15 protein-coding genes are annotated in these 18,144 nt (G+C 67.4%); 3 read left to right on the forward strand and 12 right to left on the reverse strand.

The window, feature by feature from the left end; all coding sequences use genetic code 11:
• Positions 1–6: 6 nt before the first annotated feature.
• Both FB600_RS21135 and FB600_RS21140 read right to left on the reverse strand, forming a co-directional pair.
• Positions 7–1,311 carry a Glu/Leu/Phe/Val family dehydrogenase gene (locus FB600_RS21135; RefSeq protein WP_047835746.1) on the reverse strand — a complete coding sequence of 435 codons (1,305 nt, stop codon included), beginning with the start codon at positions 1,309–1,311 and terminating at the stop codon, positions 7–9.
• 360 nt (positions 1,312–1,671) lie between these two features.
• Positions 1,672–2,628: a LysR family transcriptional regulator gene (locus tag FB600_RS21140; protein ID WP_098154553.1), complete on the reverse strand. Its 957-nt coding sequence runs from the start codon at positions 2,626–2,628 to the stop codon at positions 1,672–1,674.
• A 422-nt stretch (positions 2,629–3,050) separates the two neighbouring features.
• Here FB600_RS21140 and FB600_RS21145 point away from each other — a divergent pair, with 422 nt between their 5' ends.
• Entirely contained in the window at positions 3,051–4,442 is a 1,392-nt protein-coding gene (locus FB600_RS21145) for an MFS transporter (RefSeq protein ID WP_145757321.1), read from the forward strand.
• Positions 4,443–4,763: 321 nt separating this feature from the next.
• Positions 4,764–6,152 carry an adenylosuccinate lyase gene (purB, locus tag FB600_RS21150; protein ID WP_013696643.1) on the forward strand — a complete coding sequence of 463 codons (1,389 nt, stop codon included), beginning with the start codon at positions 4,764–4,766 and terminating at the stop codon, positions 6,150–6,152.
• 150 nt (positions 6,153–6,302) lie between these two features.
• On the opposite strand, the gene FB600_RS21155 is transcribed toward purB, so the two are convergent.
• From FB600_RS21155 to edd, 4 genes are all read right to left on the reverse strand, one after another.
• The gene (locus FB600_RS21155; RefSeq protein ID WP_096749737.1) at positions 6,303–6,809 is read right to left on the reverse strand and encodes a gluconokinase; all 507 of its coding nucleotides are present in this window, start codon (positions 6,807–6,809) and stop codon (positions 6,303–6,305) included.
• 17 nt (positions 6,810–6,826) lie between these two features.
• Entirely contained in the window at positions 6,827–8,191 is a 1,365-nt protein-coding gene (locus FB600_RS21160; protein ID WP_025096784.1) for a gluconate:H+ symporter, read from the reverse strand.
• Between the two features lie 431 nt (positions 8,192–8,622).
• Entirely contained in the window at positions 8,623–9,249 is a 627-nt protein-coding gene (gene eda, locus FB600_RS21165) for a bifunctional 4-hydroxy-2-oxoglutarate aldolase/2-dehydro-3-deoxy-phosphogluconate aldolase (RefSeq protein ID WP_013696640.1), read from the reverse strand.
• 61 nt (positions 9,250–9,310) lie between these two features.
• Complete coding sequence (gene edd / locus FB600_RS21170) at positions 9,311–11,176, reverse strand: phosphogluconate dehydratase (protein ID WP_145757322.1); 1,866 nt, start codon at positions 11,174–11,176, stop codon at positions 9,311–9,313.
• A gap of 292 nt (positions 11,177–11,468) precedes the next feature.
• On the opposite strand from edd, the gene FB600_RS21175 reads away from it, so the two are divergent.
• Positions 11,469–12,404, forward strand: coding sequence for a MurR/RpiR family transcriptional regulator (locus FB600_RS21175; RefSeq protein WP_098181317.1), 936 nt, complete (start codon positions 11,469–11,471; stop codon positions 12,402–12,404).
• 82 nt (positions 12,405–12,486) lie between these two features.
• On the opposite strand, the gene FB600_RS21180 is transcribed toward FB600_RS21175, so the two are convergent.
• The 6 genes from FB600_RS21180 to lptE all read right to left on the reverse strand — a co-directional run bounded on the left by FB600_RS21180 (position 12,487) and on the right by lptE (position 18,136).
• A complete protein-coding gene (locus FB600_RS21180) occupies positions 12,487–12,909 on the reverse strand; it encodes a CopD family protein (protein ID WP_013696637.1) in 423 nt (140 codons plus the stop codon).
• On the reverse strand, positions 12,906–13,523 hold the full coding sequence (locus tag FB600_RS21185) for a hypothetical protein (RefSeq protein WP_124076062.1): 618 nt from the start codon (positions 13,521–13,523) through the stop codon (positions 12,906–12,908). Before FB600_RS21185 ends, FB600_RS21180 begins: the two co-directional genes overlap by 4 nt.
• Before the next feature lie 14 nt (positions 13,524–13,537).
• Entirely contained in the window at positions 13,538–14,938 is a 1,401-nt protein-coding gene (locus tag FB600_RS21190) for an AAA family ATPase (protein WP_096749740.1), read from the reverse strand.
• A gap of 28 nt (positions 14,939–14,966) precedes the next feature.
• Positions 14,967–16,238: a glutamate-5-semialdehyde dehydrogenase gene (locus FB600_RS21195; protein ID WP_145757332.1), complete on the reverse strand. Its 1,272-nt coding sequence runs from the start codon at positions 16,236–16,238 to the stop codon at positions 14,967–14,969.
• A 135-nt stretch (positions 16,239–16,373) separates the two neighbouring features.
• Entirely contained in the window at positions 16,374–17,531 is a 1,158-nt protein-coding gene (gene holA / locus FB600_RS21200) for a DNA polymerase III subunit delta (protein ID WP_096749742.1), read from the reverse strand.
• Between the two features lie 53 nt (positions 17,532–17,584).
• Positions 17,585–18,136, reverse strand: coding sequence for an LPS assembly lipoprotein LptE (gene lptE / locus FB600_RS21205; protein WP_145757323.1), 552 nt, complete (start codon positions 18,134–18,136; stop codon positions 17,585–17,587).
• Positions 18,137–18,144: the final 8 nt, after the last annotated feature.

An 18,144-nucleotide genomic window follows, 5' to 3' on the forward strand; every position in this document is an offset into this window, starting at 1 on the left:
CGTCGATCAGGGATACAGACCGCGCATTTCGCGCGCCATCAGGATGCGCTTGCAGGCCACGATGAAGGCCGCGGTACGCACCGACACCTTGTGCTCTTCCGCCACCGACCACACGCCGGCGAAGGCTTCGCGCATCACGCGCTCGAGGCGCTGATTGATCTCGTCCTCGGTCCAGAAGAAGCTCGAGAAATCCTGCACCCACTCGAAGTACGAAACCGTCACGCCGCCGGCGTTGGCGATCACGTCGGGGATCACCAGCGTGCCGTTGGCCGTGAGGATGTCGTCGGCGGCCGTGGTGGTCGGGCCGTTCGCGCCTTCCACCACGATCTTGGTGCGGATCTTGCCCGCGTTCTTCTCGGTGATCTGGTTTTCCAGCGCGGCCGGGATCAGGATCTCGGTCTCGACGGTCCAGAACTCGTCGTTGGCCATCGGCTCGGCGCCCTCGAAGCCCGCCACGCCGCCGGTGCGCGCCACGTGGTCGAGCAGCTTGACCGCGTCCAGGCCCGCCGGCTGATAGATCGAGCCGGTGTGATCCTGCACCGCCACCACCTTCGCGCCGGCTTCCTGGAACAGCTTGCCGGCGATCCCGCCGACGTTGCCGAAGCCCTGCACCGCGATGCGCGCGCCCTTGATCTCGACGCCCTTCTTCTGGGCGGCCTCGCAGCCAACCACGAACACGCCGCGGCCGGTCGCCTCGCGACGGCCGAGCGAGCCGCCGAGCGAGATCGGCTTGCCCGTCACCACGCCGGTGGCGGTCAGGCCCTGGTTCATCGAATAGGTGTCCATCATCCACGCCATCACCTGTTCGTTGGTGTTGACGTCGGGCGCCGGGATGTCGGTGTTCGGCCCGATGATGATGCCGATCTCGCTGGTATAGCGGCGCGTCATGCGCTCGAGCTCGCCGCGCGAGAGCTTGCGCGGGTCGACGCGGATACCGCCCTTGGCACCGCCGTACGGCACGTTGACGGCCGCGTTCTTGACCGACATCCAGGCCGACAGGGCCATCACTTCCGACAGCGTCACGTCCTGGTGGTAGCGCACGCCGCCCTTGCCCGGGCCGCGCGAGACGTTGTGCTGCACGCGGTAGCCCTCGAAGTGGGCAACCGTGCCGTTGTCGAGCTCGATCGGCACGTCGACGATCAGGATGCGCTTCGGGCGCTTGAGCGTTTCGAGCCAGCGCGACAGCGAGCCGAGGTACGGCGCGACGCGATCGACCTGCTGCAGGTAGTTGCCCCAGGGACCGAGCGCCTCGGCGTTCAGGTAGGACGGCACGGATTGCACGGGGGACGTGGACTGCGGTTGCGAAGACATGGATTCTCCAACGGTCAGCGAATGACGCACATTGTCGAAAAACGCATTTTCGAAATCCAATGCCGTTTGATTATTCGATTATGCGTTTCTTGCATGATCGCGCTATTGCTGGGCAAAGCGCGCGTTCCGCGCGTGAACGGTAGCAATCGCCATGCCTTTTCAGCGACGCGAGCGAGTAGCGCCGGCGCACCGGGCGGCGCCACCCGAAACTGCAAAAGATCGGCCGGAAGCCTTGCTGGGCAAGGCCCACCAATGGTTGCACCGGGCTCAACACGAGGCGCATGCCGGTGATCGAGCGCGCCAATTAACCTCACCCGCGAGTCGGAATTGGCCGCAACCGGGCTGCAGGCCGCTCCGTCCTCAGCCGGCGCGCTGCGCCAGTTCCTCGACCACCGCGTCCCACAGCTCGCGCACCAGCGCCTGCCGGGCCTCGTCGCCATGCACCGCGAGCTTGTCGCGATAGAGCCGGATCTCCATGTTCAGCGTGAAGGGCTGCGCGCCACCTTCGCGCGCCGGCCGGTCGAGGCGGATCAGCTCGCCGCCGGCCACCGCGTCCTCCACCGCGCTGTGCGGCAGGAAGGCCACGCCATGGCCGGCCAGCGCCATCGCCTTGAGTCCCTCGGCCATGTCGGTCTCGTAGACGCGGTCGAGGAACAGCGGCTCGCGCGCGTTGGCGATGATCACCTCGGTCATGCGCCCGAGATAGGCGTTCGGCGTGTAGGACAGATAGGGCACCGGCGCGTCGGCAGCGCCGGGCAGCGCGTAGCGCGGCCGGCCCGGGCGCAGCGGTGCCGAAAACGGGCTGATCGGCTCCATGCCGAGCGTGAGCATGTCGTAGCGGGCCGGGTCGAGCGCCACCGGGTGGCTCGGGTGGTGGTAGCCCATCACCAGGTCGCAGCCGCCCTCCACCAGCGAGAGCACCGCGTCGTGCACGTTCAGCGCGCGCAGCCGCGTATGCACCGGGCCCAGCTTGGCCTCGATGCGCTGCAGCCAGAACGGGAAATAGGTCAGCGAGAGCGTGTGCGGCACCGCGAACTCGATGGTCGGCACCGGCGCCGCCGCGTGGCCGCGCAGCAGCGTGCGCGCCTCGTGCGCCTGCGACAGCATGGTCAGCGCCTGTTCGAGGAACACCTGGCCGGCCTGGGTCAGCCGGGTCGGGTAGACCGAGCGATCGATCAGCTCGGTGCCGAGCCAGGCCTCGAGCGCCTGGATCCGGCGCGAGAAGGCCGGCTGCGAGACATGCCGCAATTCGGCCGAACGGCTGAAGCTGCGCGTCTCCGCGAGCGAGACGAAGTCCTCCAGCCATTTCAGTTCCATGCGGCCCCTTGCTGCGCGCGGCGATTGTGAAGCCCGCATTGTAGCCGCGGCGGCGCCCCGCCAGCCGTATCGCCACCTGCCGCCGCCGGGGCGCGCACCGATCCGATCCGGATGCACTTGTGCGGTGCCGCATGCGCGCCGCCGCCGGGCAGGCACCGCCTGCGAGCGGTGCGCGAGCAGCGGCGCCTGGCGCCGCGCCGAGCTCCACGGGCGCGCGCCGCATCCGCCCGCGCCAGGACGGAAACCGCGCCCGGCGCACGATCCCGCCGAGCGCCCGAAATCGGCGCGAAGCCGGGCACGAAAACATGCGCGGCAATGGCATGAAGCTTGCGGAAGGCGTGCCGCGGACGGCCGGGAAACGGGCGGCGGCCTCCGCGTGCATCGATCCGCCCCACCACGCATGGATTCCCCGGAGCTCCTCGATGATCCCCCTCCGTGCCTCGCTCTCGAGCGGCAACTGGCGCTCGCTGCTCGCCTGCTTCCTCTACTTCGACACGGGCTTCACCGTGTGGGTGCTGTACGGGCCGCTCGCGCCCTTCATCGGCAAGGACATCGTCATGTCGGCCGCGCAGCAGGGGTTTCTGGTCGCGGTGCCGGTGCTGGCCGCCGCGATCCTGCGCGTGACGCTGGGCAACCTCTACCAGTCGACCGACGGGCGCCGCATCGCGCTGATGGGCGTGCTGCTGTCGGCGATTCCCGCGGTGGTGCTGCCCTTCGTGCCGGGCACGCCCTCCTACACGCTGCTGCTGGTGCTGGGCGTGTTCCTCGGCATCGGCGGCGCGAGCTTCGCGGTGGCGCTGCCGATGGCCGGCAGCAGCTATCCGCCCAAGGTGCAGGGCCTGGTGCTGGGCCTGGCGGCGGCCGGCAACATCGGCGCGGTGCTGGACGGCTTCCTGTTCCCCCACATCGCGCAGGCGCTGGGCTGGAAGTTCTCGACGGCGGCCGCCCTGCCGCTGCTGGCGATCGCCGGTTTCGCGCTGTTCGCCTGGGCCGAGGACCGCGGCGAGAAGTCGGGCAGCACGCGACGCGCGATGGCGGCCTTCCTGGTCTCGCTGGCGGGCCTGGTGGCGCTGGTGCTGACGGTCCATGCCGGCCTGTTCGGCGCCGGCAAGACCGGCGTGCTGCTGTTGCCGGTGCTCGGCGCGCTGCTGGCCATCGCGGTGCTGCCGGCCCGCTATCGCGCGGTGCTGGCCGAGCGCGACACCTGGGTGGTGATGCTGGTCTACAGCATCACCTTCGGCGGCTTCGTGGGGATGTCCTCCTACGTGAGCCTGCTGCTGACCAACCTCTACCAGATGCCGAAGATCGACGCGGGCCTGTTCATGTCCCTGCTCGCCTTCCTCGGCGCGATCGTGCGGCCGTTCGGCGGCTACCTGGCCGACCGCGTGACCGGCGTGCGCGCGCTGATCGTGCTGCTGGCGATCATCGCCGCGGCCGACTTCGCGTTCGCCGCCTGGATGCCGCCGCTGGCGGGCGGCATCGCGCTGCTGGTGTGCCTCTACCTCGCCTTCGGCCTGGGCAACGGCTCGACCTTCCAGCTGGTACCGCATCGCTGGCACGGCCGCACCGGGCTGCTCTCGGGAATCGTCGGCGCGGCCGGCGGCATCGGCGGCTTCTACCTGCCGGTGGTGATGGGCATCGCCAAGGAAAGCACCGGCAGCTACCAGCTCGGCTTCGCGACCTTCGGCGCGCTGGCCACCGTCGCCTGCGGCCTGGTGGTGATGCTGCGCTCGCAATGGCTCGGCTGGGCCAGCACCGCCGGCGCCGGCGCCCCGGCGGGCGTGGCGCTGCATGCCGCGCACGCCACCGAGTGAGCCGGCGCTGGCTCCGCTGCCGGGCCGGCAGCGGAGCCAGCCGTGATGCGAGCGGCCAGGCCGAACCGTCCCGATTCGAAGCCAAGCTTCCGAGCGCGGCGTCGAAGCGGCAACCCGGAGCGCCCGATCGAGCGGCAAGACGGGCCGCCGGGCAAGGCCTGCCGAAGCCGGTACCTCCCGCCCACCAACGAGCAGCCGGCACGCCGGCCCCTCTCGCCATCCGGGCCACGTCATCGCCGGCCAACCACCGCGCCGGGACCGGCCAGCGCCGATGGTAAAATTCCGGGTTGACTCTCTCCACGCCCGACCGGCAGCCCCATCATGTCCGACACCCGCCCCGACACCCTTTTCGCCCTCACCGCGCTCTCGCCGCTCGACGGCCGCTACGCCAGCAAGACGGAAGCCCTGCGCGACTGGCTCTCCGAGGCCGCGTTCATGCGCCACCGCGTGACCGTCGAGGTCCACTGGCTGATCGCGCTGTCGCGTGCCGGCTTCGCCGAGGTGCCGCGTTTCTCGGACGCCTCCGAACAGTTCCTGCTGCAGCTGGTCGAGCGCTTCACCGCGCACGACGCGGCGCGCATCAAGGAGATCGAGCGCGTCACCAACCATGACGTGAAGGCCGTCGAATACTGGCTCAAGGAATCGGTGAAGGGCCAGGCCGAACTCGAACGCGCCAGCGAATTCATCCACTTCGCCTGCACCTCGGAAGACATCAACAACACCTCGCACGGCATGATGCTGGCCGGCGCGCGCGACAACGTGATCGTCCCCGCGCTGCGCACCGTGCACCAGCGCCTGGTCGCGCTCGCGCACGCCCAGGCCGAGCAGCCGATGCTCTCGCGCACGCATGGCCAGCCGGCCAGCCCGACCACGCTCGGCAAGGAAATCGCCAACGTGGCGGCGCGTCTGGCGCGCGCCATCGAGCGCATCGCCAAGGTCGAGCTGCTCGGCAAGATGAACGGCGCGGTCGGCAACTTCAACGCGCACCTGTCGGCCTATCCCGGCTTCGACTGGGAAGCCTTCTCGAAGGACGTGGTGGAGAACCGCCTGAAGCTGAGCTTCAACCCCTACACGATCCAGATCGAGCCGCACGACTACATGGCCGAGCTGTTCGACGCGGTGGCCCGCGCCAACACCATCCTGCTCGACCTCGACCGCGACGTGTGGGGCTACATCTCGCTGGGCTACTTCAAGCAGAAGACCAAGGCCGGCGAGATCGGCTCCTCGACCATGCCGCATAAGGTCAACCCGATCGACTTCGAGAACTCGGAAGGCAACCTGGGCCTGGCCAACGCCACCCTGCGCCACCTCTCGGAGAAGCTGCCGGTGTCGCGCTGGCAGCGCGACCTGACCGATTCCACCGTGCTGCGCAACATCGGCGTCGCATTCGGCTACTCGCTGCTCGCCTACGACGCGCTCACGCGCGGCATCGACAAGCTCGAGGTCAACCCGGCGCGCCTGAACGAGGATCTCGACAACTGCTGGGAAGTGCTGGCCGAGCCGGTGCAGACCGTGATGCGCCGCTACGGCATCGAGAACCCCTACGAGCAACTGAAGGAACTGACGCGCGGCAAGGGCATCACGCGCGAGGCGCTGCAGCAGTTCGTCGGCGGCCTGGCGATCCCGCAGGACGCCAAGGACCTGCTGCTGGCGATGACGCCGGGCTCGTACATCGGCAAGGCGGTCGAGCTGGCCAAGCGGATCGCGTAAGACGCATCGCCACATCGCGCGCGGCGCCCGTCGCGCGCGATGCGGACAAAAGCAAAGGCGCCCGGGGCTTGTTGCCGCCGGGCGCCTTTTTTCATGCCTTTCGGTTGATGCGGGCCGGCTGCCGCCGGCCCGTCTGGTCGCAAGGGCGACTCAGGACTTCACCGCCGGCAGCTTCAGCTTGGCCAGCACCTCGTCGACCATCTGCTCGGGCGTCTGATCGATGCTGACCTGCACCGCCTCGTCCTCGCCCGGCACTTCCAGCGTGTCGAGCTGGCTATTCAGCAGCGAAGGATCGAAGAAGTGGCCGGTGCGCGTCTTCAGGCGCTCGCTCAGCACCTCGACGGTACCGTGCAGGTAGACGAAGCGCACATCGGCATCCTTGCCACGCAGCACGTCGCGATACGAGCGCTTGAGCGACGAGCAGGTGAACACGGCGGTCTCGCCGGCACGCTGCTTCTCCTCGATCGCCGCGCGGATCGACTGCAGCCACGGCCAGCGGTCGTCGTCGGTAAGCGGGATCCCGTGGTGCATCTTCTCCTTGTTGGCGGCGCTGTGGAACGCGTCGCCGTCGGTGAACGTACACCCGATACGCTCCGCCAGCAATTCGCCGATGCGCGTCTTGCCGGCGCCCGAGACGCCCATTGCGATCAAAATCATTGACTACCCCTTGCTTGTTACAGAACGGTGGCGAGCACCATCGTGAACGCGAGGCCGAGCAGCGAAATCAGCGTTTCGAGCGCCGTCCAGGTCTTGAACGTCTGACCCACGGTCATCCCGAAATATTCCTTGATCAGCCAGAATCCGCCGTCGTTCACGTGCGAAAAGATCAGCGAGCCGGAGCCCGTGGCCAGCACCAGCAGCTCGGGCTTGACCGTGCCACCGGCGGCCGCCGCGATCGGCGCGACGATGCCGCAGGCGGTGGTCATCGCGACCGTGGCCGAACCCGTCGCCAGACGGATCAGCGCGGCGGCGAACCAGCCCAGCAGCAGCGGCGACAGGTGGGCCTGGGTGGCGGTGGCGACGATCTGCTGCGAGATGCCGCTGTCGCGCAGGATACCGCCGAAGCCGCCGCCCGCGCCGACGATCAGCGTGATGCCGGCGATCGGCGCCAGGCAGTCGCCGCAGAACTTCTGGATCTGCTCGCGGTTGAAGCCCTGCTTCGCGCCGAAGGTCCAGAAGCTGACCAGCACGGCGATCAGGAGCGCCACGTCCGAGGTGCCGGCGAAGCGCAGCAGGTCGTTGGGCAGCGTCTTGGGCGCGAACAGCAGGTCGGCCCAGCTGCCGATCAGCATCAGCGCGACGGGCAGCAGGATCGTGAACAGCGTGATGCCGAAGCTCGGCAGCTCGCGGTCACGCTTGGCCTGGTCGCCCGAGTCGATGAACTGCGCGGCCAGCGGGTTGTTCTCCGGCAGCTTGACGTACTTGTGGATCACCAGCGCGAACAGCGGGCCGGCGATGATCGCGGTCGGAATCCCGACGATCAGGCCGTAGGCGATGGTCTTGCCGATGTCGGCGCCGTATTGCTGGACCGCGAGCAGCGCGGCCGGGTGCGGCGGAATCAGGCCGTGCACCACCGAGAGGCCCGCCACCATCGGCAGGCCGACCAGCAGCAGCGATTTGCCGGTGCGCTTGGCGACGTTGAACGCGATCGGGATCAGCAGCACGAAGCCAACCTCGAAGAACACCGGCAAGCCGATGATGATCGCGACGAACATCATCGCCCAGTGGATGTTCTTCTCGCCGAACCAGCCGATCAGGGTGACGGCGATCCGTTCGGCGCCGCCCGATTCGGCCATCATCTTGCCGAGCATGGTGCCCAGGCCGACCACGATGGCGATGTGGCCCAGCGTGTTGCCGTTGCCGGTCTCGAACGACTTGACGATCTTGTCCATCGGCATGCCGACCACCAGGCCGAGGCCGAGCGAGACGATGATCAGTACCAGGAACGGATAGATCTTGTAGCGCGCGATCATGACGATCAGCAAGACGATCGCGATCAGCGCGCAAACCAGCAGCATGCTGCCTTGAACAGCCCCCATGGACTCCTCCTTGGATTGTTGGCACCGGGCAGGCGAGCAACGACGCCCGGCCTTCTTCAATGGGCCTGCAGGCACGCCGCCGGCGCCCTACAGGACGCTGAATTCTACTTTCGTTTCGCGGTGCGCGATAGAACCGGTTCCATGCGCAAAAACCCCTATAAAAGCAGGCAAGTCTGAGGAATCGTACGCGATGCCGGACGGGCCTGCAGCGAGCTCACGCTGGCGCGGATCATGATAGGGGAAGCGGGGAATGGATGGAGACAGGCCGCGGCTCGCCGGCAAGCCGGGAACATGGGATCGGCGGCAGGCAAGCCGGGCCGGTGCGGCCTGGCGTGATGATCACGCGGCAGGCGAGCCCGGCCCATGCAAGCAGCGCTCCCGCGCGGCCGCCGCGGGCATGTCGCCCGGCCGCGCGGATCGCGCGCGAACGTTCAGCGCGGCAGTTGGCTGGCCGCCTGGGCCAAGCGCGTGACCTCGGCCCAGTCCTGCGCGGCCAGCGCCGCCTTCGGCGTGAGCCACGAGCCGCCGACGCAGACCACGTTCGGCTGCTTGAGGAAGTCGGGCGCGCTCTGCGCGCTGATGCCGCCGGTCGGGCAGAACTTCAGCGTCGGGAACGGGCCGTGGAAGGCCTGCAGCATCGGGATGCCGCCGGCCTGCTGGGCCGGGAAGAACTTCACCACCTCGTAGCCGAGCTCGAGCGCGGCGATGATGTCGGTCGGCGTCATCACGCCGGGCAGCAGCGGCAGGCCCGCGTCCTTGGCAGCCTGGTGCATGTCGCGCGTCAGGCCCGGCGAGACGCCGAACTGTGCGCCGGCCTTCTTGGCCAGGGCGCAATGCTCGGGACGCGTGATGGTGCCCACGCCGACCACGATGTCGTCGGCCAGCTGGCTGGCGCGCTCGATCGCCTTCAGCCCCGCCTCGGTGCGCAGCGTGATCTCCAGCACCTTCACGCCGCCCGCGTGCAGCGCGCGCGACACGTGCTCGCCCTGCTCGACCGTCTCGAACGCGAGGACCGGAATCACCGGGCCGAGTTTCACGATGTCGTGGATCGTCTTCATCTGCTGCTTCTCCTGTAACTGGATTCGTCTCGTTGCGGTTCGCGAGGATATCAGTGGGCGCTCAGTGCGCCACGCCCACGCCGACATGCGTGGTTTCGCCGACCAGCGCGCCGAACACCGAGGCGCCCGCCTCGGCCGGCATCGCCGCGGCGCGGAACACGCCGAACAGCTCGCGGCCGAAGCCGACCTCGTTGTCGGCCTGGTGCGTCGGGCGCGCCAGCTCGCGCGCGGCCCATTCGCCAGCGTCGATCTCGACGTCGAGCACGCCGGCCTGCGCGTCGATCACGATGGTGTCGCCGGTGCGGACCTTGGCCAGCGGACCGTCGAGCAGCGCTTCGGGCGAGACGTGGATCACCGCCGGCACCTTGCCCGAGGCGCCCGACATGCGGCCGTCGGTGACCAGCGCGACATGGAAGCCCTGATCCTGCAGCACGCCGAGCAGCGGCGTCAAACGGTGCAGCTCGGGCATGCCGTTGGCGCGGGCGCCCTGGAAGCGCACCACGGCGACGAAGTCGCGCTTGAGCTCGCCCGCGTCGAAGGCGGCCTGCACGGCTTCCTGCGATTCGAACACGATGGCCGGCGCGACCACCTTGCGGTGCTCGGGCGCCACCGCCGAGATCTTGATCACGCCGCGGCCCAGGCGACCCTGCATCAGGCGCAGGCCGCCGTCGGGGGCGAACGGCTCGCCGATCGGGCGCAGCACCTTGGCATCGCCGCTCTCTGCCACGCCCGGCACCCATTCGAGCTTGCCGTCGAGCAGTTTCGGCTCGAGGGTGTAGTGCGCGAGGCCCTTGCCGGCCACGGTATTGACGTCCTCGTGCAGCAGGCCGCCCTCGAGCAGGTTGCGCACCAGGAAGGCCACGCCGCCGGCCGCATGGAAGTGGTTCACGTCGGCCTTGCCGTTCGGGTAGATCTTCGCTAGCAGCGGCACCACCGCCGAGAGCTGGTCGAAATCGTCCCAGTCGATCAGGATGCCGGCCGCGCGCGCGATCGCCACCAGGTGCATGGTGTGGTTGGTCGAGCCGCCGGTGGCCAGCAGCGCGACGATGCCGTTGACCACCGCCTTCTCGTCGACCACGTGCCCGATCGGCGTGTAGTTGCCGCGCTCGACGGTGAGGTCGAGCACGCGGCGCGCGGCGGCCGCCGTCAGGGCGTCGCGCAGCGGCGTATGCGGATGGACGAAGGCCGAGCCCGGCAGGTGCAGGCCCATCACCTCCATCAGCATCTGGTTGCTGTTGGCGGTGCCGTAGAAGGTGCAGGTGCCGTGGCCGTGATAGGCGGCCGATTCGGATTCGAGCAGCGCGTCGCGACCCACCTGGCCGGTGGCGAACTGCTGGCGGATCTTGGCCTTGTCGTCGTTCGACAGGCCGCTCGTCATCGGGCCGGCCGGCACGAAGATGGTCGGCAGGTGGCCGAACTGCAGCGCGCCGATCAGCAGGCCCGGCACGATCTTGTCGCAGATGCCCAGGCACAGCGCGGCGTCGAACATGTTGTGCGTCAGCGCGATCGCGGTGCTCATCGCGATCGTCTCGCGCGAGAACAGCGACAGCTCCATGCCCGGATTGCCCTGCGTGACGCCGTCGCACATCGCCGGCACGCCGCCCGCGAACTGCGCCACGCCGCCGTTCTCGCGCGCGGCCGCCTTGATGATGTCGGGGTAGTTCAGGTACGGCGCATGAGCCGACAGCATCTCGTTGTACGAGGACACGATGCCGATGTTCGGCTCGCGGATCGCCTTGATCACGAACTTGTCGTTGCCTTCCATGCCGGCGAAGCCGTGCGCGAGATTCGCGCAGGACAGCGCGCCGCGTGCCGGGAAGCGGCCCTGGGCAGCGGCGATGCGATCGAGATAGGCGGTGCGGGTGGGACGGCTGCGCGCGATCACGCGCTCGGTCACGTTGAGCAGGGTGGGATGCAGCGAGGCCATGCGGGCGGCTCCTCTGTGGCCGGCGGCGCCGGCGGCTGGAATCGTGGGGAGGTCTGGCCGGATTGACCGACCGATCGCGGCAAAGTCTAGTAGAAAAACTACACAACCGCAATCCTGCGCCGCAGCATGCCCATTCTTCAATGTCGCACAAAGCTTGCTACATATGGTCTTGACATCAGTAGAAACCCTAATGTCGACCGATCCTCGGGCAGAAATGTGCTGGGAATTTTCTGTAGTTTTTCTACAATACCTGCGCAAGACTACAATCCCGCTTTTCCGCCACGAGCCGCCGATGCTCCCTCGAATCGAAGCGCTGCGCGCGCAACTGCGCCCGTCCGAGCAGAAACTCGCCGAATACGTGCTGGCCGCGCCGCGCGAGATCCTCGATCTGTCGATGACCGACCTGTCGGCGCGCGCCGGCGTCAGCCAGCCCACCATCGCGCGCTTCTGCCAGGCACTGGGCTGCAGCGGTTTCCGCGAATTCAAGATCCGGCTGGCGCAGAGCGTCGCGCCGGGCGTGCCTTCCGTGTATCGCGACGTGGAGCCCGACGAGCCGGCGCCCGGCATCATCGGCAAGGTGTTCGACCGCACCATCGGCGCGCTGATCGAGGTCCGCAACAGCCTGTCGGCCGGCAGCGTGGCCGAGGCCATCGCCCTGCTCTCGCGCGCCTCGCGCATCGAGTTCTACGGCGCGGGCGGCTCGGGTATCGCCGCGCAGGACATCCAGCACAAGTTCTTCCGGCTCGGCGTGCCGAGCGTGGCTTATTCCGACCCGCATACCTTCTCGATGTCGGCCGCCCTGCTGGGCCAGCAGGACATCGTGGTGGCGATCTCCAACACGGGTCGCACGCGCGACATCGTGGAGGCCGCGAAATCGGCGCTGGCCTGCGGCGCCAAGGTGGTGTCGATCACCCACAGCCATTCGCCGCTGGCCCAGCTCGCCTCGGTCAACCTGGCCTCGAACATCGCCGAGGAAACCGACGTGTTCTCGCCGATGACCTCGCGCATGTCGCACCTGGCGATCGGCGACATCCTGGCGGTCGGCGTGGCGCTGCAGCGCGGCCCCGAATTGGTGGACCGGCTCGGCCGCGCCAAGGCCGCGATCGTGCGGCGCCGCATCGGCCCGGACGAGCGCGGCGGCGAGCGCCGGGGGGCGCGCGAGGAAGGACGCGAGGAGGGCCGCGAGACGGCACGCGAAATCGCGCGCGGCGAATCGGAGCAATCGTGAGGAAAACAGGGACGGCGCGCCAAGGCGCCTGAAGGCAGGCGACGCGCCGCGGCACGCCAATGTGCCGCGGCGCGTCGTGGATTCAGAAGGGCTTGATGACGGCCAGCGCGACCGCGCCGAGCATGCCGAGCACCGGCAGCTCGTTGAAGAAGCGGTACCAGCGGTCGCTGCGGCGGTTCTCGCCGCGCTCGAACACGCGCAGCAGATGCCCGCAGTAGGCGTGATAAACGATCAGCAGCAGCACGATCGTCAGCTTGGCGTGGATCCAGCCCTGCCCGCGCCCGACCCCGGCCACCAGCCAGAGCCAGGCCCCGCAGGCCAGCGCCGGCACGGCGATGAAGCTCATGAAGCGGAACAGCTTGCGCGCCATCGTCAGCAGCCGGCGCACCGCGCCGGGATCGGTCTCCATGGCGAGGTTCACGTAGATGCGGGGCAGATAGAACAGCCCGGCGAACCACGCGGCGATCAGCACGATGTGGAAGGTCTTGACCCAGAGGTATGTCATGCGTCGTCCCTGATTTCATTGAAAACGCGAATAACATCGGCTTCGAATGCATCGAATGATGGCAATTCACGCAGGTGCGAATAATCGGTAGTCAGCTCAGCGACGCGCATCCGGCACTGACCTTCATTTATCGGACGGCGCTTTGGTCGATTTGCCGCGGTGTGCAAGAGGCGGAATAGGTCCGCCTTTGGATCGGGCAGCGTTTCCCAACGCTGTCGAAGCGGTATCGTCAGCCGAGTGTTGCCGTTGGGATTCCCCGCAGCGGTTCGAATTGCACGCTCGTTCCCTAGCAGCCAGGCCTCGGTCATGCGCACCGGAATGACGGCAACCCACGATTGCCGGAGGGCTGCCAGTTCTTCGTCGAGCTGTGCTCGCCTCAACGCATAGCCATCACGCTCCGCATCGCGATGAACAAACAGCACATCACATTCGTAGAGGGCAGTTGCTGCTTGCGCTCGCTTCGGCAATCCGGCTTTCGCCGGGGGAATACCCGGGCCAGCCAACTGCCCCTCCATCTCGATCTCGGGGAAATTCGATTCGATTACCCATCTGATGATGGGTAGCAAAACACCATCGGAACTTCCATCGGCAAGCAATGTATAGCGAATGAACATTGCGACGACATCCGTCAATTAAAGAGCTTTAGCTGATCACGCAGCAAAGCGCCAACCGTTCGCTCCTTCGAGGAATCGTCAGCATCATCACTGTCCAAATACGCCATCAATACGCCCAACGATGTCGGGCGCTCGTCAGAGACGTTGCTTCGCCATGTATCGGCGAGAAACTCAAATGCACTGAATGGCGCACCATTCTGTCGACGCTGGCGACACACAACAAGATCCCTACTGATTAGTTGCCTGACCAGCAACGGAGAATGTGTATTGATGATCACCTGTCGAAGCGGATTACCCTCATCAACCCGCTCATTCGGATTGACAGCCATGTCACGCAAAAGCCTCGCCATAGCTTCGACTCGAGAGGGATGAATTCCATTCTCCGGCTCCTCCAGACAGATCACACCGCCAGACCCAGAGTCGGCGTGAATGATGGCAAGTGCAAGAAAGCGAAGCGTGCCATCAGAAAGTGCTTTGGCTGGGTAACGAATGCCGTCACGATTCGTCAGATAAAGCGTCTTGAGCTGCCGCTTTTCATCCACCTCGACACTCAACTCGGCGACGTCAGGAATCAACTCGGCCAATCGATTCGCAACATCCGCATCCTTGTCGAGGCCTCGCAAGGTAGCCGGCATATGTGCCCCCGACGGCGCCACGTGAATATCGGCCGGCGTCGTGAAATCATCAGGCTGACGCAAAGCTGAGGGTTCAAGCTGAAGCAGGGCCCATGACTGCATCTCACGTCGAGCAGCCAACGCAGTAGGACGATCAATGGTATTGATACCGCTTAATGCAGTGCGCTCCATGCCACTCGCAGGAATCCGTTCAGGTCGTCCGCTACTGCCGCTATCTTGGTGAATGCTGACAGTCGGCCCCCCATCATGTGGTTCATCGCTGGTCGAAATGAAATCGGTGGTCTTCACGCCCCCTTTGACCGACTCCCAAAATTCCGAACTATGAGGGAACAAATTCTTGCTGAACTCTCGCTTGGGAATGTACGCGAGTGACTCCTCCCGCAATACAATGCGCTCGCTACCTGAACGCTCGTCGAGCACATACATCAGCACCAATCGATATCGCAAATGCGTTACACGAGGCTCACCCTTTCGGTTGAAGTCATCGACGACCTCGTTTGGCACGAGCAACTCGGCCTCCAGCAACATTTCCGGCACGATGCCGCTCTTGTGCCGCGTGAAGATCGAACCGACCGATCCGGAGCGCCGCCCTGCCCTGTCGCGCACCTGATGTGCCGCTGCGATGATCGGCATGTCGGCCAAATCTCGCAGAAACATGATCGCATCGAACAGGTTGGACTTACCCGCGCCGTTGGCTCCGGCAATACAGGTAAAGGGACCAAAATTGACCGAAACATCGTTGAGACTCTTGAATCCCTTTACACGCAATTTCGTCAGCATGTCGGCCCCTTTTTATTCCGTGTCGTGATTACTGCCGGCCCTCGCCGTGCCCGAGCACGACGTACTTCAGCGAGGTCAGGCCCTCGAGCCCTACCGGGCCGCGCGCATGCAGCTTGTCGTTCGAGATGCCGATCTCGGCTCCCAGGCCGTATTCGAAACCGTCCGCGAAACGCGTCGAGGCGTTGACCATCACGCTGGCCGAATCGACCTCGCGCAGGAAACGCATCGCGCGGTCGTGGTCCTCCGTGACGATCGCATCGGTATGCGCGGAGCCGTAGGTGTTGATGTGCTCGATCGCCGCGTCGATGCCGTCGACCACCTTGATCGCCAGCACCGGCGCCAGGTACTCGGTGCGCCAGTCTTCCTCGGTGGCATCGACCAGCGGCGCGACGCCGGCCTCGGCCAGCACGGCCCGGGCGGCCGCGTCGACGCGCAGTTCGACCGACTTGTCGCGATACAGGCGGCCCAGTGGCGGCAGCACGGCGGCCGCGATGCCGCGCGCGATGAGCAGCGTTTCCATGGTGTTGCAGGTGCCGTAGCGATGCGTCTTGGCGTTGTCGCAGACGGTCAGTGCGCGGGCGAGATCGGCGCGATCGTCGACATAGACGTGGCAGATGCCGTCGAGGTGCTTGATCATCGGCACGCGCGCGTCCTTCATGAGCCGCTCGATCAGGCTCTTGCCACCGCGCGGCACGATCACGTCGACATGCTCGGTCATGGTGATCAGCTTGCCGACCGCCGCGCGATCGGCGGTGGCGACCACCTGCACCGCCTCGGCCGGCAGCCCCGCCGCGGCGAGCCCCTCGCCGATCAGCCCCGCCAGCGCCGTATTCGATTCGAGCGCCTCGGAGCCGCCGCGCAGGATGGTGGCGTTGCCGGACTTCAGGCACAGCGCGGCCGCGTCGATCGTCACGTTCGGCCGCGATTCGTAGATGATGCCGATCACGCCGAGCGGCACCCGCATCTGGCCGACCTGGATCCCGCTCGGGCGGAACTTCAGGTTCGAGATCTCGCCGATCGGGTCGGGCAGCGCCGCGACCTGGCGCAGGCCTTCGATCATGGTGTTCAGCGCCTTGTCCGACAGCGTCAGGCGATCGATGAAGGCGGCGTCCTGGCCGTTGGCGCGCGCCCGCTCGACGTCGCGCGCGTTGGCGGACTTCAGCGTGGCGGCCTCGCGTTCGATCGCCGTGGCGATCGCGGCCAGCGCGGCGTTCTTGGCCGCCGTGTCGGCCCGCGCGATCGTGCGCGAGGCTTGCCGCGCGCGGCGGCCGACGTCCGTCATGTACTGATCGATATCCATCATGAAACCCGAATCCGGAAAGGCAGCCGCGCGCGGGCGGCGAAACGCCGTTGGAGTGATCGCCGGCCGGCCCGCGGGCGGCGGCGAGTGAACGATTGTATGCGCCTGCGCGCGCGAGCGTCGGGCGCGGCGGGATCAGCCAGGGCGACGCGACACCGAACCTGCGCCCGCGAACGAGCCTGAAGCCTGCTGCCGCGCCGCCGGGCCGCGCGGGCCGGCCGGCGAACGCGACGCGCCCTGCGCGCCGGCAACCGTCATGGCGAGCTGGAACAGCCCGTCCCAGGGATCGGGCGGCGGCTCGTCGGCGCGCGGCAGGCCCGGCGTGGCGCCGGACAGGCCCTTGACCTGGCGGTCCAGCCTGGCGGCCAGCGCCAGCGCTTTTTCGAGCACCGGCTCCGTGACGCGCGACAGGGCCGGCCCGATCAAACGCTCGCGCGGCCCCCAGACGCGGTTCTCGCGCACCAGCACGGCGAGCGGCTTGCCGGCCTCGATCCCGCGCTTGATGCGCAGCAGCGTGCGCAATTCCTCGACCACGGCCCACAGCACGAGCACCAGCGCCTCGCCCTCGCCTTTCAGCCCGTCGATCATGCGCGCCAGCCGGCCGGCGTCGCCGGCCAGCATCGCCTCGTTGAGCTTGAAGACGTCGTAGCGCGCCACGTTGAGCACGGCATCCTGCACCTGCTCGAAGGCCAGCGTGCCGGACGGATAGAGCAGCCCGAGCTTCTGGATCTCCTGGTGCGCGGCCAGCAGGTTGCCCTCGACGCGCTCGGCGATGAACTGCAGCGCGCGCCGGCCATCGTCGCCGGCGGCCACGCGCTGGCCCTGCGCGGCGAGCCGCTGGCCGATCCAGTTCGGCAGTTGCGCGCGATCGACCGGGTCGATCTTCAGCGCGACGCCGCCGTTGCCCAGCGCGGTGAACCAGGCCGACTTCTGCGTGGCGGCATCGAGCCGCGGCAGCGTGACCAGCATCAGCATGTCGGGATTGCCCGCCCCCGCCAGCGTCTTCAACGCGTCGGCGCCTTCCTTGCCGGGCTTGCCCGAGGGAATCCGCAGCTCGATCAGCTGGCGCTCGCCGAACAGCGACATCGCCTGGCTCGCGCCCAGCAGCGAGCTCCAGTCGAAGCTGCGCTCGACCGTGAACACCGAGCGTTCGGTGAAACCGGCCGCGCGCGCGGCGGCACGAATCCGGTCGCAGGCCTCCTGGGCCAGCAGCGGTTCGTCGCCGTAGACGGTGTAGAGGCCGGCGAGCCCCTTCGCCAGGTGCGGCTCCAGCGCCTCAAGTCGCAATTGCATCGATTCGAACGCTCAGCAGTCAGGACAAACGGATTCGAACAAGCCGCCGCGCATCACAGCGGCGGCGGCGGCAGCGGCGCGCGCGGCGCGATGCCCGGCGCCACCTCGCCCGGCCTGGGCGTCAGCGTGTGCACCACCGACAGGCGGCGCGTGAGCTGGTCGACGGCGTCGTTCTGCATGTCCGCGAACAGGATGTCGCTTTCCTGCGCCTTGGCCTGCACGAACTGCGCGTTGTAGGTCATGGCGCGGTTCAGCGAGATCACGCTCGGCGCGATCAGCAGGGCGCCGTCCTTGGTGGTCAGCGTGTAGCTCAGCGAATAGTTGAGCTGGTATTCCTCGACCGTGCCGAACTCGTCCAGCGTCAGCGTGCCGGTGCCGCGCGCCTCGGACACGCGCAGGATCGCGTCGGCATCGGCCTGGGTCTTGACCACCCTGGTATCGCTGCCGCCCTCGACCATCCGCGTCAGGCGCGCGGCCACCGCCGGCTGCGCGCCCACGATCAGCAGGTGCTTGAACGCGTAGTCCTGCGTGCCGCGCAACTGGAAGCCGCATGCGGACAGCAGCGCCGCGCTGCCCACGGCCATCAAAAACGATCTGCGGATCACCTTCGCTC

The organism is Burkholderia sp. SJZ089, assembly GCF_007828315.1.
In the GTDB taxonomy this organism is placed as follows: Bacteria; Pseudomonadota; Gammaproteobacteria; order Burkholderiales; family Burkholderiaceae; genus Burkholderia; species Burkholderia gladioli.

Bases quoted from the DNA above. Each gene is read 5' to 3' on its own strand.
- FB600_RS21135 (WP_047835746.1), bottom strand. From the start codon at position 1,311: ATGTCTTCGCAACCGCAGTCCACGTCCCCCGTGCAATCCGTGCCGTCC.
- FB600_RS21140 (WP_098154553.1), bottom strand. From the start codon at position 2,628: ATGGAACTGAAATGGCTGGAGGACTTCGTCTCGCTCGCGGAGACGCGC.
- FB600_RS21145 (WP_145757321.1), top strand. From the start codon at position 3,051: ATGATCCCCCTCCGTGCCTCGCTCTCGAGCGGCAACTGGCGCTCGCTG.
- purB (WP_013696643.1), top strand. From the start codon at position 4,764: ATGTCCGACACCCGCCCCGACACCCTTTTCGCCCTCACCGCGCTCTCG.
- FB600_RS21155 (WP_096749737.1), bottom strand. From the start codon at position 6,809: ATGATTTTGATCGCAATGGGCGTCTCGGGCGCCGGCAAGACGCGCATC.
- FB600_RS21160 (WP_025096784.1), bottom strand. From the start codon at position 8,191: ATGGGGGCTGTTCAAGGCAGCATGCTGCTGGTTTGCGCGCTGATCGCG.
- eda (WP_013696640.1), bottom strand. From the start codon at position 9,249: ATGAAGACGATCCACGACATCGTGAAACTCGGCCCGGTGATTCCGGTC.
- edd (WP_145757322.1), bottom strand. From the start codon at position 11,176: ATGGCCTCGCTGCATCCCACCCTGCTCAACGTGACCGAGCGCGTGATC.
- FB600_RS21175 (WP_098181317.1), top strand. From the start codon at position 11,469: ATGCTCCCTCGAATCGAAGCGCTGCGCGCGCAACTGCGCCCGTCCGAG.
- FB600_RS21180 (WP_013696637.1), bottom strand. From the start codon at position 12,909: ATGACATACCTCTGGGTCAAGACCTTCCACATCGTGCTGATCGCCGCG.
- FB600_RS21185 (WP_124076062.1), bottom strand. From the start codon at position 13,523: ATGTTCATTCGCTATACATTGCTTGCCGATGGAAGTTCCGATGGTGTT.
- FB600_RS21190 (WP_096749740.1), bottom strand. From the start codon at position 14,938: ATGCTGACGAAATTGCGTGTAAAGGGATTCAAGAGTCTCAACGATGTT.
- FB600_RS21195 (WP_145757332.1), bottom strand. From the start codon at position 16,238: ATGGATATCGATCAGTACATGACGGACGTCGGCCGCCGCGCGCGGCAA.
- holA (WP_096749742.1), bottom strand. From the start codon at position 17,531: ATGCAATTGCGACTTGAGGCGCTGGAGCCGCACCTGGCGAAGGGGCTC.